Annotated in this window: 20 protein-coding genes; 13 read left to right on the forward strand and 7 right to left on the reverse strand. The window is 46.9% G+C overall.

Annotated features, from left to right (window positions below):
• Positions 1-33: 33 nt before the first annotated feature.
• Entirely contained in the window at positions 34-1230 is a 1197-nt protein-coding gene (locus OIR97_RS13895) for a serine hydrolase domain-containing protein (RefSeq protein WP_169542858.1), read from the forward strand.
• A 42-nt stretch (positions 1231-1272) separates the two neighbouring features.
• Here OIR97_RS13895 and OIR97_RS13900 read toward each other — a convergent pair whose 3' ends face one another.
• The 4 genes from OIR97_RS13900 to OIR97_RS13915 form a co-directional block, all read right to left on the reverse strand.
• On the reverse strand, positions 1273-2700 hold the full coding sequence (locus OIR97_RS13900; RefSeq protein WP_169542859.1) for an MATE family efflux transporter: 1428 nt from the start codon (positions 2698-2700) through the stop codon (positions 1273-1275).
• Positions 2701-2888: 188 nt separating this feature from the next.
• Complete coding sequence (locus OIR97_RS13905) at positions 2889-4328, reverse strand: aldehyde dehydrogenase family protein (RefSeq protein ID WP_169544248.1); 1440 nt, start codon at positions 4326-4328, stop codon at positions 2889-2891.
• 207 nt (positions 4329-4535) lie between these two features.
• Positions 4536-5072 (reverse strand): hypothetical protein, encoded by a 537-nt coding sequence (locus OIR97_RS13910; protein WP_169542860.1) that lies wholly within the window; start codon positions 5070-5072, stop codon positions 4536-4538.
• 32 nt (positions 5073-5104) lie between these two features.
• Positions 5105-6127, reverse strand: a complete 1023-nt coding sequence (locus OIR97_RS13915) for an adenosine deaminase (RefSeq protein WP_219821521.1) — start codon at positions 6125-6127, stop codon at positions 5105-5107.
• Between the two features lie 213 nt (positions 6128-6340).
• Between OIR97_RS13915 and OIR97_RS13920 the strand changes: the two genes are divergently transcribed.
• Both OIR97_RS13920 and OIR97_RS13925 read left to right on the forward strand, forming a co-directional pair.
• A complete protein-coding gene (locus OIR97_RS13920) occupies positions 6341-6991 on the forward strand; it encodes a hypothetical protein (RefSeq protein WP_169542861.1) in 651 nt (216 codons plus the stop codon).
• Between the two features lie 143 nt (positions 6992-7134).
• Complete coding sequence (locus OIR97_RS13925) at positions 7135-7623, forward strand: thermonuclease family protein (RefSeq protein ID WP_169542862.1); 489 nt, start codon at positions 7135-7137, stop codon at positions 7621-7623.
• Between the two features lie 75 nt (positions 7624-7698).
• Here OIR97_RS13925 and OIR97_RS13930 read toward each other — a convergent pair whose 3' ends face one another.
• Complete coding sequence (locus OIR97_RS13930; protein WP_169542863.1) at positions 7699-9006, reverse strand: alpha/beta hydrolase family protein; 1308 nt, start codon at positions 9004-9006, stop codon at positions 7699-7701.
• A 232-nt stretch (positions 9007-9238) separates the two neighbouring features.
• Between OIR97_RS13930 and OIR97_RS13935 the strand changes: the two genes are divergently transcribed.
• The 6 genes from OIR97_RS13935 to OIR97_RS13960 all read left to right on the forward strand — a co-directional run bounded on the left by OIR97_RS13935 (position 9239) and on the right by OIR97_RS13960 (position 14233).
• Complete coding sequence (locus OIR97_RS13935) at positions 9239-10126, forward strand: ABC transporter substrate-binding protein (protein ID WP_169542864.1); 888 nt, start codon at positions 9239-9241, stop codon at positions 10124-10126.
• A 210-nt stretch (positions 10127-10336) separates the two neighbouring features.
• A complete protein-coding gene (locus OIR97_RS13940; RefSeq protein ID WP_169542865.1) occupies positions 10337-10792 on the forward strand; it encodes a PAS domain-containing protein in 456 nt (151 codons plus the stop codon).
• Between the two features lie 176 nt (positions 10793-10968).
• On the forward strand, positions 10969-11517 hold the full coding sequence (locus OIR97_RS13945) for a DUF3429 domain-containing protein (protein WP_169542866.1): 549 nt from the start codon (positions 10969-10971) through the stop codon (positions 11515-11517).
• On the forward strand, positions 11514-12518 hold the full coding sequence (locus OIR97_RS13950) for an NAD(P)/FAD-dependent oxidoreductase (protein WP_169542867.1): 1005 nt from the start codon (positions 11514-11516) through the stop codon (positions 12516-12518). The genes OIR97_RS13945 and OIR97_RS13950 overlap by 4 nt, the downstream gene beginning before the upstream one ends.
• Positions 12511-13230, forward strand: a complete 720-nt coding sequence (locus OIR97_RS13955) for an SDR family NAD(P)-dependent oxidoreductase (RefSeq protein ID WP_169542868.1) — start codon at positions 12511-12513, stop codon at positions 13228-13230. The genes OIR97_RS13950 and OIR97_RS13955 overlap by 8 nt, the downstream gene beginning before the upstream one ends.
• A 199-nt stretch (positions 13231-13429) precedes the next feature.
• Positions 13430-14233, forward strand: coding sequence for a substrate-binding periplasmic protein (locus OIR97_RS13960; protein WP_169542869.1), 804 nt, complete (start codon positions 13430-13432; stop codon positions 14231-14233).
• 240 nt (positions 14234-14473) lie between these two features.
• Here the strand turns inward: OIR97_RS13960 and OIR97_RS13965 are convergent, their stop codons facing one another.
• Both OIR97_RS13965 and OIR97_RS13970 read right to left on the reverse strand, forming a co-directional pair.
• Positions 14474-14854, reverse strand: a complete 381-nt coding sequence (locus tag OIR97_RS13965; protein WP_169542870.1) for a VOC family protein — start codon at positions 14852-14854, stop codon at positions 14474-14476.
• 149 nt (positions 14855-15003) lie between these two features.
• The gene (locus OIR97_RS13970) at positions 15004-15942 is read right to left on the reverse strand and encodes a DMT family transporter (protein WP_169542871.1); all 939 of its coding nucleotides are present in this window, start codon (positions 15940-15942) and stop codon (positions 15004-15006) included.
• Between the two features lie 173 nt (positions 15943-16115).
• Between OIR97_RS13970 and OIR97_RS13975 the strand changes: the two genes are divergently transcribed.
• The 4 genes from OIR97_RS13975 (at position 16116) to OIR97_RS13990 (ending at position 19447) form a co-directional block, all read left to right on the forward strand.
• A complete protein-coding gene (locus OIR97_RS13975) occupies positions 16116-16994 on the forward strand; it encodes a helix-turn-helix transcriptional regulator (protein WP_169542872.1) in 879 nt (292 codons plus the stop codon).
• 15 nt (positions 16995-17009) lie between these two features.
• Positions 17010-17525 carry a hypothetical protein gene (locus tag OIR97_RS13980; protein ID WP_169542873.1) on the forward strand — a complete coding sequence of 172 codons (516 nt, stop codon included), beginning with the start codon at positions 17010-17012 and terminating at the stop codon, positions 17523-17525.
• Between the two features lie 138 nt (positions 17526-17663).
• Positions 17664-18476 (forward strand): hypothetical protein, encoded by an 813-nt coding sequence (locus OIR97_RS13985; RefSeq protein WP_169542874.1) that lies wholly within the window; start codon positions 17664-17666, stop codon positions 18474-18476.
• A gap of 185 nt (positions 18477-18661) precedes the next feature.
• Entirely contained in the window at positions 18662-19447 is a 786-nt protein-coding gene (locus OIR97_RS13990) for an AbiU2 domain-containing protein (protein ID WP_169542875.1), read from the forward strand.
• Positions 19448-19497: the final 50 nt, after the last annotated feature.

A 19497-nucleotide genomic window follows, 5' to 3' on the forward strand; every position in this document is an offset into this window, starting at 1 on the left:
TACTTTTCCCCACCATCCGGGAGGCAACATCGCATGAGATTTCTGACATTCGCCGCCATTTTATTGCTGTTCTCAGGTCCCGTAATTGCCGAAGAAACAACACCGCCCGAAAAAGTTGGATTGTCGTCAAAGCATCTTGAAAAAATTGACCAGGGCCTGAAGGACCATATCGCAGAAGGAAAAATAAACGGTGCCTCTCTCTCCATCATGCGTAAAGGAAAATTGGTCTACCATAAGGCCTTTGGTACCCGCGGCGGCGACGCAGCTAAAGGGCCATTGAAGGTAAACGACATCCACCGGATCTATTCGATGACCAAGCCGATCACCTCTGTCGGCATCATGATGCTCGTTGAAAAGGGGAAAATAAACCTGAACGATCCGGTGTCCCGATACATTCCTGCTTTTAGCAGATCAAAAGTTTTGAAACAGGGGCAGCTTCTGCCCGTGGAGAAGGCCATCACCATCAAGGACCTGCTTCGTCACACATCCGGTATTGTTTATGGTTTCTTTGGAGATACAGAAGCACGAACAGAATATAAAAAGATAAATCTATACGATATAAACAAACCAACTGCGCAGATTATTGATGAGATTGCGTCTCTGCCGTTAGAGCACCAACCGGGAACAACATGGGAATACAGCCATTCAACAGACGTTCTTGGTCATATTATCGAAATTGTTTCGGGCCAAAAACTGGACACTTATCTGTCAGAGAAAATTCTGTCCCCGCTTGGAATGAAAGATACAGCCTTTTCCGTCCCGCTTGCCAAGAAAAACAGAGTTGTTGAACCAACCTTTCAAGGATTAAGCGACCCTTTTGCGGATCGGAATTACCTCTCAGGCGGCGGTGGATTATTTTCAACATCAGAAGACTATCTTAAGTTTACCTCAATGATGCTGAACAAAGGCATCTATGACGGCACCCGTTACCTCGAAGAGAAAACCATTGAGATGATGACAAGCAATCAACTGGGCAGCATCAGACCCGGTAATTATGATTTGCTTGGAAAGGAAAACGGCTTCGGTTTGGGCGTTTCTATTCGGCTCACCAAGGACGGGCAACCCGCAGGTAGCAAAGGAGATTATTGGTGGGGTGGTTACGCCGGCACCTATTTCTGGATTGATCCACAGAAAGAAATGATCGCAGTGTATATGATGCAACAACCGGATCAACGCCGGGCCATGCGGTCATTGATCAGAAACTGGGTCTATGCTGCACTCATGGATTAATACCAGTGGCGATAGGGAAAAGGGCTACTGAAGGCCCTTTCCCTATCCAATTGTTGAATTTGACGCACCGCCGATCAAATGGGCTCGATTGGCACGCCGCCACGAACCCAGAAGTAGTGGAAGGGCAGAAAAAACGCCATAGGCCACAAAGCTGGCCGCAATACAGTACAACAACGCCATAAACGAGAACGTTTGCGCTACAACCAGATGGCCCAAACCGACAGCGATAATCAGCCGACCGATGCCAGCAAGGACGGGCCAAAGAACAGCGTGGGCGCCTTGTGAAGCAAAATATAAAGAAAGACCAAGCCCAAAGAAAAAATAACAGGGACCAACGACCGCAAGATACTGTCCTGCAAACCCAAAAACAGCCATATCTTCAGTAAACAAACCCGCCCAGCTTGTTGGAAACAATCCAACCCAAAGTCCAATTCCCCCACAGACACCCGCCGCGATACCGCCGCCAATCCAGGCGATCTTCTCTGCACGCTTGACCTGCCCGGCACCAATATTACTGCCGACAAGAGAGATCATCGCGGCCCCCAACCCAAACACCACAGGAACCAGCACAAATTCAAGCCGTGCGCCAATACCAAACCCGGCAAGAGCCTGCTCACCAAACGTTGCGACCAGTGAGGTCAGAAAAACAATTGAGGCGATCGATAAAAACGGATTGAGCGAGGCAACCATTCCTACCTTAAAGAAATCACCCCAAATGGACCGGTTCATTTTGAAAAATTTCTGTTCAAAAGAAATTGTAGATTGCCCTGAATGAATTTTCAGAAACACAATTAATGCGCCGATCGCGTTCGCAATGACCATCCCCCATCCAATACCCGCGATACCCAGATTTGGCATGCCAAACCATCCCTGGCTCAATCCCCCTCCACAAAAAATTTGAATAATTGCAGTCAGGATCATTGCCCGAGCCGGAGATTTCATATCGCCAGCGCCCCTCAATAGGCTACACAAAATATTGAAGAACCAGACAAAAACCACGCCTGTAAACAGTGCTTCTGCATACAGAACCGCCTGATCGAGGCTCTCTCCTTTTCCGCCGACAAGACCAAAAATTTGCACACTGAAATTCAGGAATATCAACGAAAATAAAACCGGCGCGAAAACGGCGACGACACTAGCATGCCAAACAATGGCCTGCGCTTTCGCATGATCCCCGGCACCAAGAGATCTTGCCAGAGTGGCAGCTATAACACCCCCCATCGACCCGGCACTCAACATCTGCATCAATATAACCATCGGAAAAGCGAGAGCCAAACCAGCAAGCGCAGAAGTCCCCAACTGACCAACGAACCATAATTCGGCCATCGTTACCAACGCCATAATCACAAATCCTGCAATATTGGGCGCGGCTAGTTTTAGAAGCGTCGGAACAATGGGCGCCGTCAAAATCCTGGTAAGGGGCGGCACCGTCATTTTAGGGGGCCGTTGGTCGATTTTGGGTCTGGTCATTCCAAGAACGCTCCGTAAGTTTATTTTTTGTACTCACTACATTAATGAACAAATCCACATTGTCAATCACTCACCGTGTCTTGTTTATTAAATTTAACCGGTTTATACTATTTTACATGAATTACATTGAGGGCAATAAAAAAGGCGCCAAATTTCGGCGCCTTCTTCTTAATGATACTCGTTCAGGATTAGTTGTTGCTCCAACCACTAACGGATTTCACTTCAAGGAAATCTTCGAGTCCCCAAACGCCACCTTCGCGACCATTACCGGATTGCTTGTATCCACCGAAAGGTGCTCCGGCACCGCGCATCTGACCGTTCATTTCAACCATGCCCGAACGCAACCGACGTGCGACCCGGCGAGCTTTGTCCATATCCGTTGTCTGAACATAATTGGTCAAACCGTAAACAGTGTCATTGGCAATTTCTACCGCTTCCTCTTCCGTATCAAACGGGATCATTGCCAGAACAGGACCAAAGATCTCTTCCCGCGCAATTGTCATCTCGTTATTGACATCCGCAAAAACAGTAGGACGCACGAAATAACCTTTTTCAAGTCCTTCTGGACGCCCTAACCCGCCAGCAACAACTCTTGCACCTTCAGAGATCCCTTTTTCAATCAATCCCTGAATTTTATTGAATTGGGCTTCGGAAACAACCGGTCCAATATGGCGACCTTCTTCAGCAGAAGGGCCAACAGCAACACCAGCAGCAACTTCTGCAGCAATATCAACCGCTTTGTCATAAATTGACCGCTCGACCAACATACGGGTCGGTGCATTACAAGATTGGCCAGTGTTATTCATGCATTGGATGATACCGCGCTTGACCGCTTTTTCATCCGCGTCGGCGAAGACCACGTTCGCGCCTTTACCGCCGAGTTCCAACGCCACCCGTTTGACGGTATCCGCAGCGTTCTTCGAAATGGCAATACCAGCCCGTGTAGAACCGGTAAAGGAAATCATATCAACGTCTTTGTGGCCAGAAAGCTGGCTTCCAACGCCCATGCCATCACCGTTCACCAGATTGAAGACACCGGCGGGAATGCCTGCTTCGTCTACAAATTCTGCAAATAACAGTGAAGACAACGGTGCAATTTCAGATGGTTTCAAGACAACAGTACAGCCGACTGCCATTGCTGGAACTGCCTTCAACGTCACCTGGTTCATTGGCCAGTTCCAAGGCGTGATCAGACCACACACCCCCACCGGCTCATATAAAATCTGATCGTTGGGCGCATGCGCCCCTAGTTCACGGTCGAATTCAAAGGATTTGAAGGCCCGGATAAAATTCTTGATATGCGCGTATCCAGACCCGGACTGAGCAGTCTGTGCCAAAGAGATGGGGGCCCCCATTTCCATGGAAATGGCTTCACCCATTTCAGCGCTGCGTGCTTTATATATCTCAGCGAGCTTTTCGATATAACCAATGCGCTCTTCTGCTGATCTTTCGCTCCACGGAATAAAGGCATCTTTAGCCGCTTTAACAGCAGCATCTGTGTCTGCCTGACTACCCAGTGAAATAACCGCACACGCTTCTTCCGTAGAAGGGTTAATCACGTCCAGGTCATTTTCCTTGGCCGGTGAAACCCACTGACCATTGATATAAAATTTGCGTTTGTCTAACACAATTCGGCTCCCGTTCTTTTTCATTTTTCTACACCAGCATTTTAGCCTTCATCACATATGAGATGAATTCCGGTCCAAAGGCTGTCGATAAATAGCTCGTGTTTCTGATAGACTAAAGGTGCAACTAATTACCGCACTGCACAAGTCAAAATTTCGGATTATTTATGTAAGGTCTGCAAATCATCTTCAGAACAGGCCTATTTCCAATCACACATATTGCAGCCGTTTCTTAGGATCAAAAACCGGCTCGTGATTATAAACCAAAAGCCTGAGCTTGTCTTTGCTGGTCGTTGCGTAGAAATCATCACCCGCTTGATCCCATTCCCTGTTGCCGCCTGTTAATTTATTGTCTGCCCGGCGAATGGAATGGCAGGGCCGGTTACCTAAAAAGGCAAGGCGCGCCTTGCGGTTGTTTCCCCACACTCCCATTCCCCGGAATTCGGGCCGCACCGCGACCCAACAGGATTCAACACTATAAGGATTATACATTTCGATAGCGCCCGCCCTCTCAAACAGATGACGATGATAGGCTTCCTGTGCGAAACGAACCGCCCCAACGCCTAAAATATGAGAGGTTTCATCAATGGTCAGAAACAGCATCTCCGACATCGGTAATCCCCGCTTCAGATTTGCCAATGGGACTTCACCGCTGGCCAGAACAATTTTCGCAAACGCATCCAGGGCTTTTTCCGGGGCATTTACAGGACGCACACACAAGGTGCGTATTTTTTTAACCTCTACCATCGGGCTCTCTCCTCATTCCGGGGAACAGCTTTTCAGGAAACCTGTGTAGTCTCACTGTAGGTATGCAATTGCGACAACATAATCTGTTTTTCCGTGTCGCTCAGCCATGAACCGCTAAACGCATTTTTTACTAACGTTGTCACGTCCTGCTTTGTTAATCCTGCGTCCCGTTGCGTCGCAATCAGATTTTCGTTCATGTAACCCGGAAAATAGGCAGGATCATCTGAATTGATCGTGACCCGCATTCCCTTTTCAAGCATTTTTTTAACCTCAGCCGTTTTACGGCTTTGTGTCACATACCCATTTGAAATTGGGCAGACGGTCAGCACCATTTTTCGCTTGACGAGTTCCCGACACAAAGCCTCATCTTCCAAAGAATTCACACCGTGATCAATTCGATCAACGCCGATCTCGTTCAGCGTTTGCCATATATGATCAACGGAACTCATTTGATCCACATCACAGTGCATGGTCAGTTTATATCCCTCATTCCGGGCGTTTCGGAACACCTCTTTGAATTTAATTGGTGGATTACCTGCTTCATCAGAGTCCAGCCCGACACCGACAATCCAGTCCTTATAAGGGATTGAAGCCTCCAGGGCATCCTGCGCCGACGCAGCGTCCATATCCCGCAAAAAACACATGATCAATTGGCTCTTCACGTCCCAGCGTTCCTCAGCCTCCAATTGGGCCCGACGGATCCCTTGAATTACCGTGTCAAATGATACACCACGTACCATATGGGCCTGAGGGTCAAAAAAGAGCTCGGCATAGATGACATTCTGTTCAACACATTTCTTAAAATAAGCCAGTGTCAGATCATAAAAATCAGTTTGCGTGAGAAGGACACTCATTCCCTCGTAATACACTTTCAGAAACGAGGGCAGATCATCAAATCCATAAGCCGCGCGCATCTCCTCAACCGTGTGGTAAGGCAGCTTGATGTTATTTCGTTCAGCGAGTTGAAACTTGAGTTCCGGTTCCAAAGTTCCCTCAATATGCACATGCAACTCTGCCTTTGGCATCTGACTGATATACTGATCCATTTTTGACATTTCAAAATCCTTCTACTGAACGACCGCACTGTAAAACACGAAAACAGTGAGAGCAATACGAAGTGCCAACCACCAAAAAACAATTTAATGGGGTTTTATATTTAAAAAATACACCTATATGTTTTTTAATGACTAAAAACAGGAGCAAGATTGATGGAGCCCCTTCACCCATCTGACATATTCCCATCGAAAACCCAATCTTTGGAAAATCAGATGAACCAAATTCGAGAAGACCTCGAAAATGGACGGCCTGCCGGCACTGTTCTTGTCTATTTGATCACCCTTGCTAAAGCCTTTAATGCAGAAAACGCCGATCAGGAGAGGAAGGAAGCGGGCAACAAGAGCGAAGCCTTGCCACCACTAGACTCGTTTCTGATTGGACCGCGCCACGTGAACGAAATTGTAATCATGCGCGTTGAAAAAATTGTGGAAAAGATATTGTGGGGCCTTGATGGTTGGCTGGATAAACGTCTTCTGTGGATAGCCGCACAGAACGCCCCCCAAGAAACCAGTTTTCCCAATCAGGAGCAGAGACAGGACGAACCTCAATCATTGACATTCTCCTATCTACAATCGTTGCTCAACCAAATGGAACAATTATCCCAAGACCCCTTGGAAAATGACGCCTTAAATCAGCTCATTCATCTGCAAGATCTGGTTACCGGTATTCATCAGAAAATCATCCGATTAAGACAAAAGCTGATACTGCTTGTCTGGCGAAGCACCGCATCGCATTTCCCTATTGACCTTCACCACCAACTCGGAAACGAAACGATGACTCTCATCATGAGTTATTTCCTGGATGATATACCCGCAAGGAACCTACCGGACAGATCGGCATTGGAACCCCCTGGTGCCCGCTAAAAATATGGACAGCAGCAAGCGAAACAAATACCCAACCCGCCCTGTCAAAAGACGATCGGTTTTGGCGGACAATCTTGAACTGCAAATCCTTTTCACCTTAGGATAGGCGCCAACGCAGCAGATATGGAAAACTAGGAGGTCACATGATCAACAACAGAATATGGCTCTTGTGTGTTCCAATATTCCTTTTGATGATCTCCTCTTCCTGGGCGAAAGGACCTGAATATCCCGGTCCCTACTCGGCAGAGGTTTATTATATCACCGATGGTGATACATTTTTCGCACGGGTCAATCTATGGCCAGGCATCTATACTGACGTCAGTATTCGCATCCGAGGTGTAGATACGCCGGAAAGTTGGCGGCCTAAATGTGATCAGGAGAAAATTGCAGGAAAAGCAGCAACGGACTTTCTGATCAATCGTTTCAATAGTCCGTATCGAGGCGCCGTTTTAGGAAAACCAATGGCCAAGGTTACCTTAAAAAATGTTAAGCTTGGCAAGTATGCCGGCCGAGCCCTGGCAGATGTACTACATGATGGCGAGGATGTTGCAAGCCTTATCATCGAAGAAGGCCACGGCAGGCCTTATCAGGGCGGTAAACGTCAAAGCTGGTGCTTACCGGACGATGACTAATCAGGTGCTTACCGCAGATAAACCGTTCAATAGGACCGATGCTATCACGGGCCCTATTGAACCATTTCCCACAGTTTATTTTTTAGGTAAATACTGAAGCTTCAATCCCTTTGCAGTCCGATTGGCAAAGCCTTTCCAATAGGTATGCTCCGGTTTCAAAGTACCGTCTTTTTCGGCGGCATAGACACCCTTTTGCGCATCTTCCACTAAGTCCAGATAGGGCTGCATTTCTTTATCTGCCCGCAAATATTTTCCGAAATACGCCGTCGCAAAATGCTGCGTAATGTTATTCATGCGAAGCGTATCCCAAACAGCGTCAGCATAATGGGCAAACGGAATGAAGTCTAAATGCTCGCTTGGTTTCCAGGCCTCTGCCGGGGCAGGGATTGGTGCCGCTGCATTATGATTTGCGTTCTCAAACGTCAGCAAATACCGATCAATATTCACGGTATTTTCAAAAATAGCCTTTGTCCCTTTTTCGTAGCCAGAAACGTCATCAACACTGCCGGCCATAAAGAAGATGGGAACACGAACGCCTTCTAGTCCCTTGGCATCCCAAAAACCAGTATTCATTCCCCACGGAGCAATAGAAATTATCGCCTTGAAACGATCATCCATCAAAGCCTCATGCTCCTTTGATCCCGCCATCATCCGCGTTAAAGTTCCATCAGGTGCCCCCCACTTATATTCCGTACTTGCTTTTGTGACGCCGCCGCCTGCCGTGATCACCGATCCGTATCCGCCCATAGAATAACCGATCAAGCCTGTCGTCGACGCATCGACGATACCCTTCAAGAAATGACCGTCCTGTTTACTGAGCCGGTCGATTTCGTTTAGTACGAAATTTTGGTCCAATGCTCGGTTAACCAGCGTGCTGCCAAAGGCGGCTTTGTAATCATAGGTACTTTCCGTATGATCGATGGATACGACGACATATCCCTTGGACGCCAGATTTTCACCTAAATGGCTCATCAAAAAGCGGTTTCCCGGATATCCGTGCGAGATAAGAACCAACGGGGCCGGTGAAGCTGGCTTTACCGGCTTTGCATCGCGAACGGCCTTACCATGGAGGGTGACCTTTGTTTTTCCGTCGCGAATATAAACATTTTCATACTGTCCCCCTTCCCGGTTCTCCGCCGAGGGATACCAGACTTCCACTGTCAAAGGACGATCATAGGTTGGATGCGGTTCGCCTACTTTTACATTCAGGATGTCGGTCTGTTCTTTGTGGACCAACTGCAATGTCCGCACCCCAATTTTCTGATCTCCCGGCGCGGCCAGCTCCGGCGCATCCGGTCGCAATCCGTCAATTCGATTATCTGCCGCCACCCCAGTATTTGCGATTAAAATTCCCAACGCCACACCCATCACGAGTTTTTTCATCAAACTCTCCCATAGTTATTATTCTTATATGCCAAGCCATACGAGCTTAGTCTTTTCACCTTGATACTGGAATAGAATTTTTAGCCACCACAATGAAAAGCGAACGAACCGAAGGAGCATTCTGTGCGAGCAGTCGCTGTAGGCAGCCGCCTTTACATAAGAAGAGGACAATATTAATCTGTGCTTCCCATACAATAAACGCACAGGGTGCAAAAAAAGGAATTTAAAGGCTATGGAACAAATCAACATTCAGTTCACGTTATTCTCAGCCTTTTATTCTCCCTTGATTTGCACGATCGCCGGCCCCTTTTTAAAAGAAGAAGGCCTGACACCCGATTGGTCTGTTGCCGCCCCCGGTGTGTCGGCCATTAGCGCTTTGGAAAATGGTACAGCCCATGTCGTACAATCTGCACTGAGTCAGGGTTTTAGCGTTCTAGATCAGGGGAAGGTGCCAACAGCCGTTCATTTTGCCCAAATCAATGAAATGGATGGATTTTTCCTAACGGGACGCAACGCCGATCCAGACTTTACCTGGAACAAGCTGGAGGGTGCTGACGTCATTTTGTTCGGGGGTGGACAACCTCTGGCGATGTTTAAATATGCCTGCCACAAAGCAGGGATAAACTATGAAAAAATCAATGCCCTGCATGTCGGCAATGCAGTTGAAATGGATAAAGCTTTCCGGTCAGGGAAAGGGCAATATATTCAGCAACAAGGCCCGTTCCCACAACAGCTGGAAGCCGATGGCATTGGGCATATCGTCGGGCAGGTTGGAACATTAATTGGTCCGTGTGGTTTCTCAAGCCTTGCGGCAAAACCGGATTGGCTGGCCAGTGATATGGCGGGGGCATTTATGCGCGCCTACCGGAATGCCCGTCACTACATAAATGACGCCCCGGCGGCGGCGATTGCTAAACTGGAAAAACCGTTTTTTCCTGAAATTGAAGAACCTGTTCTTGCCAAATGCATAAAGAGTTATCAACAGCTAGGATGCTGGACACCTCATGTAGAGATCACCCAAGACGCATTTGACGCCACTGTGGAAATATTCGCGTATAACGGCCTTGATGTTAAGAAATACAGGTTCGATCAGATTTGCGCATCAGAACCAGTTGGTTGAACAGGCCTAAGCGATATAAAACGCTGGACCATCCAGTTAATGTTTATTTGATATAAACAGCCATATAGGCTACCCTGACGCCTTTATTATTGCCAAAAAAGTTAGCTTGTGTACGTGAATTCGGATGAGTCAAAAAAAATAATAAACTGGCAATATGGTCTCTGCCCTCTGACCTCAGACCCAAACCTTTTTGGACCCTTTGAAGGCTTGGTGTCTCTTTGGCAAAGCAAATGTACCCCGACATCACTTCCGCATAGAAAAGATTTTGACTTTCCGGATTTTCGGGGATGGTGGGGTAAGATTGCGATCGTAAAGTTTGAAAAAGACCCCTTTAACGTGCGTTTTGTTTTATGGGGCAGCCAACTGACCGAATGGTGGGGCGTCGACTACACCAACAAACTTCTGGGAGAAGAATCTCTTTCGCCCGCTATCTGGGAAACGGTAGAAGGGCGATATTTCAAGGATATGGTGAAAAACCCTTTCATTGGCCTTGTTCAGGGACAACTGGATCAACATGACCGCTCGCACAGGAAAGTTGTTGGCGTTGACCTCCCACTAATTGATGGCAATGAAGTAACGCAGGTAATTCTAGCTCATTTAGAACTCGAAGAGGGAACGACATTTGATGACCTTTTCCCCAATGATCCAAGCACGCGATACTTCTGACAGGGTTTCCCAGTCTCCTCGCCATGCACCGACGTTTATCCAGAATATCCTGAACAGTACTTTTATTTTCCGAATATTTTCATGATCCTGACGAAAGGGTTCGGGAAAGAAGTCGCGTTGCCAACATACATGCTTTGTGTGGCAGGGCCGCTTACTGCCTCTGTTAAACACCATTGATGAAGGCGATGCCTTTAATACTCTCCCACCACTTAAGAGCCCCGAACCTAAACCATTTGCGCCCCTGCTACGTATACAGTTCGAGCAGTAATGAAATTCAAATGAAACAAGGATGTATGAAAGCTTTCTATCCCTATCTGACCTTGTCAGGCGCACTTCCTTTTATTTTCTGTTCACTCCTGCTTTTTGCCGGGGTAGACACGGTTCCGTTTTTTGGAAACACTGAACATGTTCTAAAAACCTATGCTCTCATAATTGCATCTTTTCTAACAGGCATTCACTGGGGACAGCATTTGAGTCTGACAGGAAAATGGAGCCGTTATCTTCCTGTTTTAAGCAATATCAATATCATAGTGCTTTGGCTCTTATACTTAATGCTGCCGTTTCAAGCTTTGCTCTTTGCTTTTGTCCTGAGCTTTTTGACGTCTCTCGCAATTGACCGAAAACTGTATCAAGAGGCACTTATTACGCCGGTTTATTTCAAAACCCGCTGCAGCGCATCCGTTCTTGTCATTCTCTCTTTAATAGCGTCAGGATTTTTCATGTGATCAACATCGCAATCATTGGCGCAGGTCTGTCAGGCCTGACCGCTGCAAATATGTTAAAAGACCGGTTTTCAATTACACTTTTCGATAAATCGAGAGGTGTCGGCGGACGCTTGGCGACACGGCGTTCACACCCTTATAATTTTGACCATGGAGCACAGTTCTTCTCTCCCAAAACAGATGACTTCAAAGCCTTCATCGCACCGATGATCCAAGCCGGTGTCATTGAACCCTGGGAGGCGCGGTTTGCAGAAATTGACGGAAGGAAGGTGACGCAGCAATGGCAATGGGACACACAAAAACCTCACTATGTTGGTGTTCCCGGCATGAACGCGATTGGGAAATATTTGGCAAAGGGCCTAGAGGTCAAACTGAACACACCTGTAAAATCTATAAAGCAGATTGGCGAAAACTGGCACCTTGACGATGAACATGGCAATGCTTTGGGGGCCTTTGACTGGGTTATATCAACAATTCCCCCGAAACAGGCTGCCCAACTAGTTCCTGCCAATGACCCTGTACAACAAATCCTGGAGGCAACTTCAATGAGCGGGTGCTTCTCAGTGATGCTCGGATTTGAAACACCCTTGCCGCTTGCGTTTGATGCCGCTTTGGTGGTCAACGAGAATATCAGCTGGATTTCGGCGAACCAAACCAAACCCGGCAGAGAAAATAGCTATAGCCTTTTGGTTCATTCAACAAACAAATGGGCAGATGCCCATCTGGATGACGACCGCGAGGACGCCTTGAAATATCTATGCGAACATGCCAGTGAGATTGTTGGTCACGACCTAAGCAAGGCAGTACACAAATCGATCCACGGCTGGCGCTTCGCCAACATTGAAAAGCAATCAGGGCCATCGCATTTTTGTGATGCGCAGAGAAAAATCGCCCTCTGTGGCGATTATTTCATTCAAGGCCGTATGGAAGCGGCGTTCACCAGCGGCAAACAGGTTGCACAAACTGTTCTTTCGGCTGCATCGCAAGGAAACACTAATGCCTGAAAACATCGTCATCATTGGCACTTCTGGCGCAATCGGGAGTGCTTTTACACGAAGAATGTCTGCTTTGCACCCGGCTTCAAAGATCCATGCGTTTTCTCAATCGTCAACGCCAACATCTGAGGGTAATATCACCTATCACCCGATCTGTTATGCTGACGAAGCCTCCATACAGGATGCTGCCTCACTTGCCGCAGAAACGGGCCCGTTGGACACTGTCATTGTTGCAACCGGTCTATTACATGAGGGCGATATTAGACCTGAAAAATCACTCAAAGACCTGTCGGCGAAGAAATTCATGAAAATTTTTGAAGCAAATACCATTACTCCGTCCCTTCTTGCGAAACATTTTATACCCAAACTAAACAGAGACAACAAAGCAACCTTCGCAGCAATCTCCGCACGCGTCGGCAGTATTTCTGATAACCGGCTAGGGGGCTGGTACGCCTACCGCGCTTCAAAAGCAGCGCTGAATATGATCCTTAAAAACGCCGCATTAGAAACTGCCCGGCGCAATAAGAATGCGGTCATTATTGGCCTGCATCCCGGCACTGTCGATACTGACCTGTCAAAACCGTTTCAGGCAAATGTGCCATCCGGAAAACTCTTCACGCCTGATTTCGCAGCAACAAAAATGCTAAAAGTCCTAGACTCGCTGTCACCTCAACACAGTGGTAAGATTTTCGCCTGGGACGGTCAGGAAATTTCCCCCTAGATCTACAAAAAATCAATATTGTATTGGAGGTTCATTGACGAACGTCAGAACCACGATCAACAGGGCCTGTCAGCCTCATCAAGCGTTCCGGATATTGATTTAGTTAGTGTTTGGATTTATCGTCATCACCCTAATTGATCTGGACTATACGCTTCCATCTGATAGTCCAGTGCCAAAGGAATAAGGAGCATTACGATAAATGCTTTCAATCAGCCTGAGACCGCAGCCGATAACAATCCTTCAGTTCTTATTGATCTTTTTGATTGGCCTTGCGCTATCGGCGGCCACTCAAGCAAAACCTCTTAATAAGTTTCAACTGATAACCGAACATTGGGCTCCTTATCAGTATGAAGAGAAACAGGAGCTAAAAGGGTATGCGGTTGATGTTGTAGTAGAAATATTGAAACGGGCAGGTTCCTCCCAAACAAAAGAAGAAATACAGTTACTTCCGTGGGCCAGGGCCTACCGCCAACTGGAAACCACTAAAAACACTCTTTTATTTTCTGTGACAAGAACACCCGAACGTGAAAATAAGTTTAAATGGGTTGGCCCTATTTTTTATAATACGACCTATTTGATCGCACTTAAAGACAGCCACATAAAAATAGAAGACGGACATTCTTTAAATAAATATAAATTTGGAACAATTCGAAACGATGTGAGCGAGCTGTATCTTAAACGGTATAATGTCGCCCCCCGAAACTTCTCCCATCATAACGATACAAGATCAAATCTGGAGATGCTCATGCGCCGCAGGATTGACATGATCGTGGTGGGGTGGGAAGCGTTCAAAAATGATGCCCAGTCCCTCGGCCTAGAGCCCGATAATTTCGAAAAGGTCTTTGAATTGGACAATTCCGAAGTCTCAATTGCATTTCATCCAGAGACCCCTAACTGGATAATCGCTCGCCTTCAACGCACGTTGGATGAAATCAAATCAGAAGGTATATTAGAAAAATTCAAACAAAAATATGGCATACAAGAACCGATAATGCCTCATTAAAAAACGCAGGAGCAGTTTGCCTGTTTTGTTTGACTAACGTTGATAAATAAAACGATAAGTTGGCTAAAATGAATGGCAGCCAACGAATAAAAAAACGCCGCCAAAATCAAATATAACAAATTGAAAAACCACTCCCCGGCCCAACAAAGAACCGGGGATATGAAAAGTGTCCTATTGAACAGAAATTAAAAAGCGCTTATCAGCCAATAATCACGTTCAGAACCTGCTTTGTTTTATCTGCTAGCCCATGCGGTGGAGGGCGCAGATTTTATTACCTGAAGGATCGCGCAAATATGCAAGATACAAATCACCTTTAACGCCTTCACGCACGCCCGGAGGATCTTCGCAAGTCGTACCGCCATGTGCAAGGCCTGCTGCGTGCCACTTGTCTGCAGCTTCCGGATCCGCCGCAGTAAAACCAATGGTGCTACCATTGCCGTGGCTGGCGGCCTTTCCGTCAATGGGTTTCGAGATGGAAAAAATACCTTCTCTTGTGAAGTAAAAGCACCGCCCTTTGTCGTCCATTACACCTGGTTTATGTCCCAACGCGCCAAGGATAGCATCGTAAAAAACCTTTGCTTTTTCGACATCATCTGCCCCGACCATAATATGACTAAACATCTAAATTCCTTTTTCATTCTTATATATTCTGGTATTCCGCGGGCATGTTAATATGACTGACTTAAGATTACGAACATTTTACGGCCCGACTAGAATATTTTAAGAAATACCCCCCAAAACTCAGGCCCTTCGTTATGCTGTGCCGGAGTTCAACGTGCTCGCCCGTGTTCCATCTCTCGTTCAGACCGTTTGAAAAATTTTGATAAAACCTGGCTAACGAAATTTGCGGGCATAAAAACAATCGCGTTGCCCAGAAGGACGATGATGATGCCTGATGTGGCAACCATGTTCCAGAAATACCCCTCAAAAAAAGAAGAGAACACCAGCGCTATGACAGGAAATAGCACGGTGGAATAAGCCGTCTTTTCCGGACCAATGCGTCCCACCAATGACAAATAGGCTGTAAAACCAATCACCGATCCCGGGATCGCCAGATAAAACAGGGCCCCAATATAGGAGAGCGAGAAATCAATTGTCAGAGGATCTCCAAGGAAAATTGTGAACGCAAAGAGGACGGACGTGCCATACAGCATCGCATAGGCGTTGCCGGTTATTGTATTCACATTATTGGCCGCGTTCCACTTTCCAATCATATTGCCCAACGAAAAGAAATAGGTACCGCAAAATGCCAGAAGCAATCCAATAAACATGTCTAAAAAACTCCGACTTCCATCCAATGTCGGCAGTAACAGCAAAATAAGACCGATTAACCCCAATGCGCCGCCGAACACTGTCTTTAAAGAAATCGCAGTGTTGAAAAACAACCGGCTATTCAGCACGTTAAAAATCGTCGCGAGGGAGAATACAACAGAGACAAGCCCGCTTGGAATGCGATCTGTCGCATAGTAGAAGCACATGAAATTAAGTGAAAAAAGGCACAGCCCCTGCCCAAACAACCTTAAGTGAGCCTTTTGAGGCAAGCGCATCCCCTTTCGCATAATCACAAGGCCGCTGAATAAAACAATCGACGCCAAGGCAAACCGATAGGCGATTGATTGCGCGACAGGGACAGTTCCCAATTGCAACGATATTGCGAACCATGTTGTCCCCCAGATCATTACAGTCAAAATGTACAAAAAACCTGACATAAAACACTCCTTAAACAGGGCTGCTGTCATGCCAGAACCGTTTGCGCCGTTCTTTCACCTTCTTGCATTTTTTACATATTCTTGCGGTTTAGTGACGCAGACCAAGAGCCGCCTATTGTCACCGGTTTCCATTCGCCGTATTTAGAGAGGGAAATGTCAACAAATGGACCCCAATGAACAACCCAGTTTCTGATCAAGATGTCTTTGGTATATTGAAGGATGCAGGCGCGACGATCCTGCGATCCGTGGACATTGGCAACGGCCTGTCGGCCGCTCAGTGGTTCAATCAAAATGGTGAAGCGGCGTATGATCAACCGGGCCATCACACCTTCAGTGTTTACTTGAACGGCGGCGAAGCGGTAGAGCGTATTGACAAACATGGCGCACATATTGGTGGCGCGCCCGGCAAGATCTGTTTGTTGCCTGAAGACCACAGATCTCGATGGAATATTCCGCAGAAACTGGAAATGTTTCACCTGTATTTTGACTCTCAAAAGATTAAATCGCTGGCGTTACAGGCTTTTGATCGGGACCCGCGTCAAGTAGAATTGCAAGATCTGACATTTGAGGCAGATACCTATGCAGAAAACATACTAAAGCATGTCATCCTTCCCTTGGATTGGTCGGAACGGGCAAACCGACTGGCATTATCAAGTGCAGGCGACCTGTTGCTCATCCATATCCTGAAAAACTATTCACAAACACCGCTAAACTTGCCTCCTGTCACAGGCGGCTTACCGCCGTCAATTCGCAAAAAAATCGCCGATTACCTGGATTCACATTTCGGCGACCCCATCAGCATCGACACCCTGGCCAGTCTTGCCGGATATAGCAGCTTCCATTTTGCTCGCATGTTCAAAGAGAGCTTTGCCCTCCCGCCTCATCGATATCTGGAAAAAATCAGGATTAAAAAATCAAAAGAAATGCTAAGGGCTAACGATACACCTTTGGCACAAGTCGCCATAGCTTGCGGATACTCTTCACAGGCTCACTTTACCGCTCGTTTCAAAAACGCTGTCGGTCTCACGCCAAAACAGTTTCAAAAACTGTAGTTCGGAATGGAGCCCTTGCAGCAAGCCGAAAAAACAAACATCCCGGATGGCAGTTTCATGCAGGTTTACGACAAAACACCCGGCTGTTTAACTGATGCATTCCGCTGCAAAGTCGATTTCTCCGTTAATCTGGAACATTTTATTCAAGCTTTCTTTGACAGCTCTGTTTTTAGGCTGGAACGGCTACTGATCCAGATCCTTACCCGCAAGCAGGCGGACTTAACACAGGTAAAAAAACTGGCCTCTGGCACAGATAAGACGTTTGCCGTCTGGCAGGTCGCACAAAGATCCAACTTTGAAATACTGATGAAGGTCGGTACCGGCCCAATTAGAAGCTGGCTTGCAGCCTATCCGGATCAGGATGGAGGGACATCCCTCTATTTTGGCTCCGCTGTCCTCCCGACAAAAGGGGACAAAAATGGAAATCAGCAGGTTGGTTTTTTATTTCAGGCAACAGTTTGGTTTCATGAATTTTATTCTCGTCTGCTTTTAAAGTCAGCAGTAAGAACCTTGACGAAGCAACCGGCCTAACGCTAGGGCACCCAGAACCGAGACTTGCCTGAACGACATCAAATACATCATATCGGTGTATTGTATTTTAATTTCACTAGTTTAAGTTATGTTGCACCTCACCTAAGTGCATTCCTTTAGCGCAAAAAAGGTAATGCCATGAAGCCACTCACGTTATTTAACATTTTCATTGAAACCAGATATCCGGATGATGTCCCTCTCGGGACAATTTATGGCGATCTTTGCTACGGCAGATCACCTGGTGAAACCCTTGAGCAACTCGCCCGCCTTGGAAATGGAGAAGAAGCCGTCCAGGAGGAAAAAGACGATGCAATCGACAGCGCAGAGCTGGACCTTCCTTCCTTCCCTCGTCTTGGAAAATCCAGTATTGAGGCTATGGTCGCCCTGAACAGCAATGGTATCCTGGCGCAAATGCTGGGCGGAATAAATATCTGGCTTGAAGAATGTGACAATTTATCAGATCAGGAACTATTCAATGCCTTCATGAGAGGGCAAGCCGGTGACAATTACGAAGATGAACTGAACCCTTACGAAAATCTGAACTTTGCCTATCTGAGCTATCTCGCCGGTCAACTCAGAACCGTAGGAAGGCTCTTTCGCGCCCGCGACGTTGAAAATGAAATGCAGGAAAGGCCGATTGCCCTTCTTCAACTGACCCAGAGGCTCGTTCACCGAATCCGGCACCGTCTTCCCTTCGTTCTTTGGCAAAATGCACGACCAGAAGTAAAGGAAAATCTGAACCCGACGTTAAATGATGACATTATGAACATTATCCTGGGTTATTGCATCGATGATGAATTGGCCGCTGTAATATGCCCCCCTGCCCCTTCATCTGCCGGCCCTTCAAGATCGGCAAGGCGCATGGCGGCTGACCTATCCCGATTTAAAAATGAAGAGGGAAAAGAAGACGGCCCCGAAGACGACGGAGGCGATGGTCCCGCACAAGGCTAACCCCACTCCCACAGAAGGAAGCTCATCCGAGCTTCCTTCCCGTTTTTTGACCATCCAAACACCATAAGTTAGATTTCTAGTTACGAGTTCTCTCCATCAAAATGGATGCAACCAAAAGACCAATGGCCCGACAAGCGAAGAACCTGACATTGAGGAGCGCAAGCACGCGGGAGGAGGAGGGTAAAATGACAAAAAACAAGAAAATGAAATGGCCCGAAAATCTCTCTGATGAGGAGAGGATACAAAAAGCGAAAGAGTTGACCGACATACTTGTTGATCACGCTCGCGCTTTATTGCCGGTTCAGGCAAACGCTCAACATATTGTCTATTCCTCTTCATTAGCCAACCAGATCCCCATGTCATATGCAGCGAACGCGTTCATCACCTTGCAATATAGTGTGCATTTTTTTCTACTCGTACGTCTTTGCGCAATTTGGGATAGCGGGGCAATTGACCGTGAAAGTATTTTAACGGTCCATGCACTTATCAACACACCGCAGATAAAAAAGAAGATCGTCGAAGATATCTGTCAATGGCACCTCGATGATCGGCAGTTCCATCCAAATTCGGCTGATGATACTGAAATTTTCAGAGCCGAACTCTCACTCGATCAAAAAAATGCTCAACAACCCTCAGAAACAATAGAAGGCAAAACAACACAATGGCTCGAAGATGTGACCACCAGGATTGAAAAAGCAAACACCCGCTATGTCGATAAAAAGCTCAAGGCAAATAGGGACATGTTCATTGCCCACAATCTGGCATTGGCTGTGGGGCACAAGCAATTTCCCGAAAAAATTAAATATGGTGATGAAAAACCGCTACTCGCTGAAACAATTAAAATTATTACCCTCTTGCATCGGGTGCTCAACAACGCGGACTTTGATTGGGACAAGGCCAAAAAGCAGACCGACCGGAATGCAGAACAGCTTTGGTCAAACTGTACTTTTTCAATTCAAAATAAGCATTGAAGCAATAACAGACAGACGAGGCCCAACAACTCCTTAATCGCAATCCGCTT

This window comes from Sneathiella aquimaris (genome assembly GCF_026409565.1).
Taxonomy (GTDB): Bacteria; Pseudomonadota; Alphaproteobacteria; order Sneathiellales; family Sneathiellaceae; genus Sneathiella; species Sneathiella aquimaris.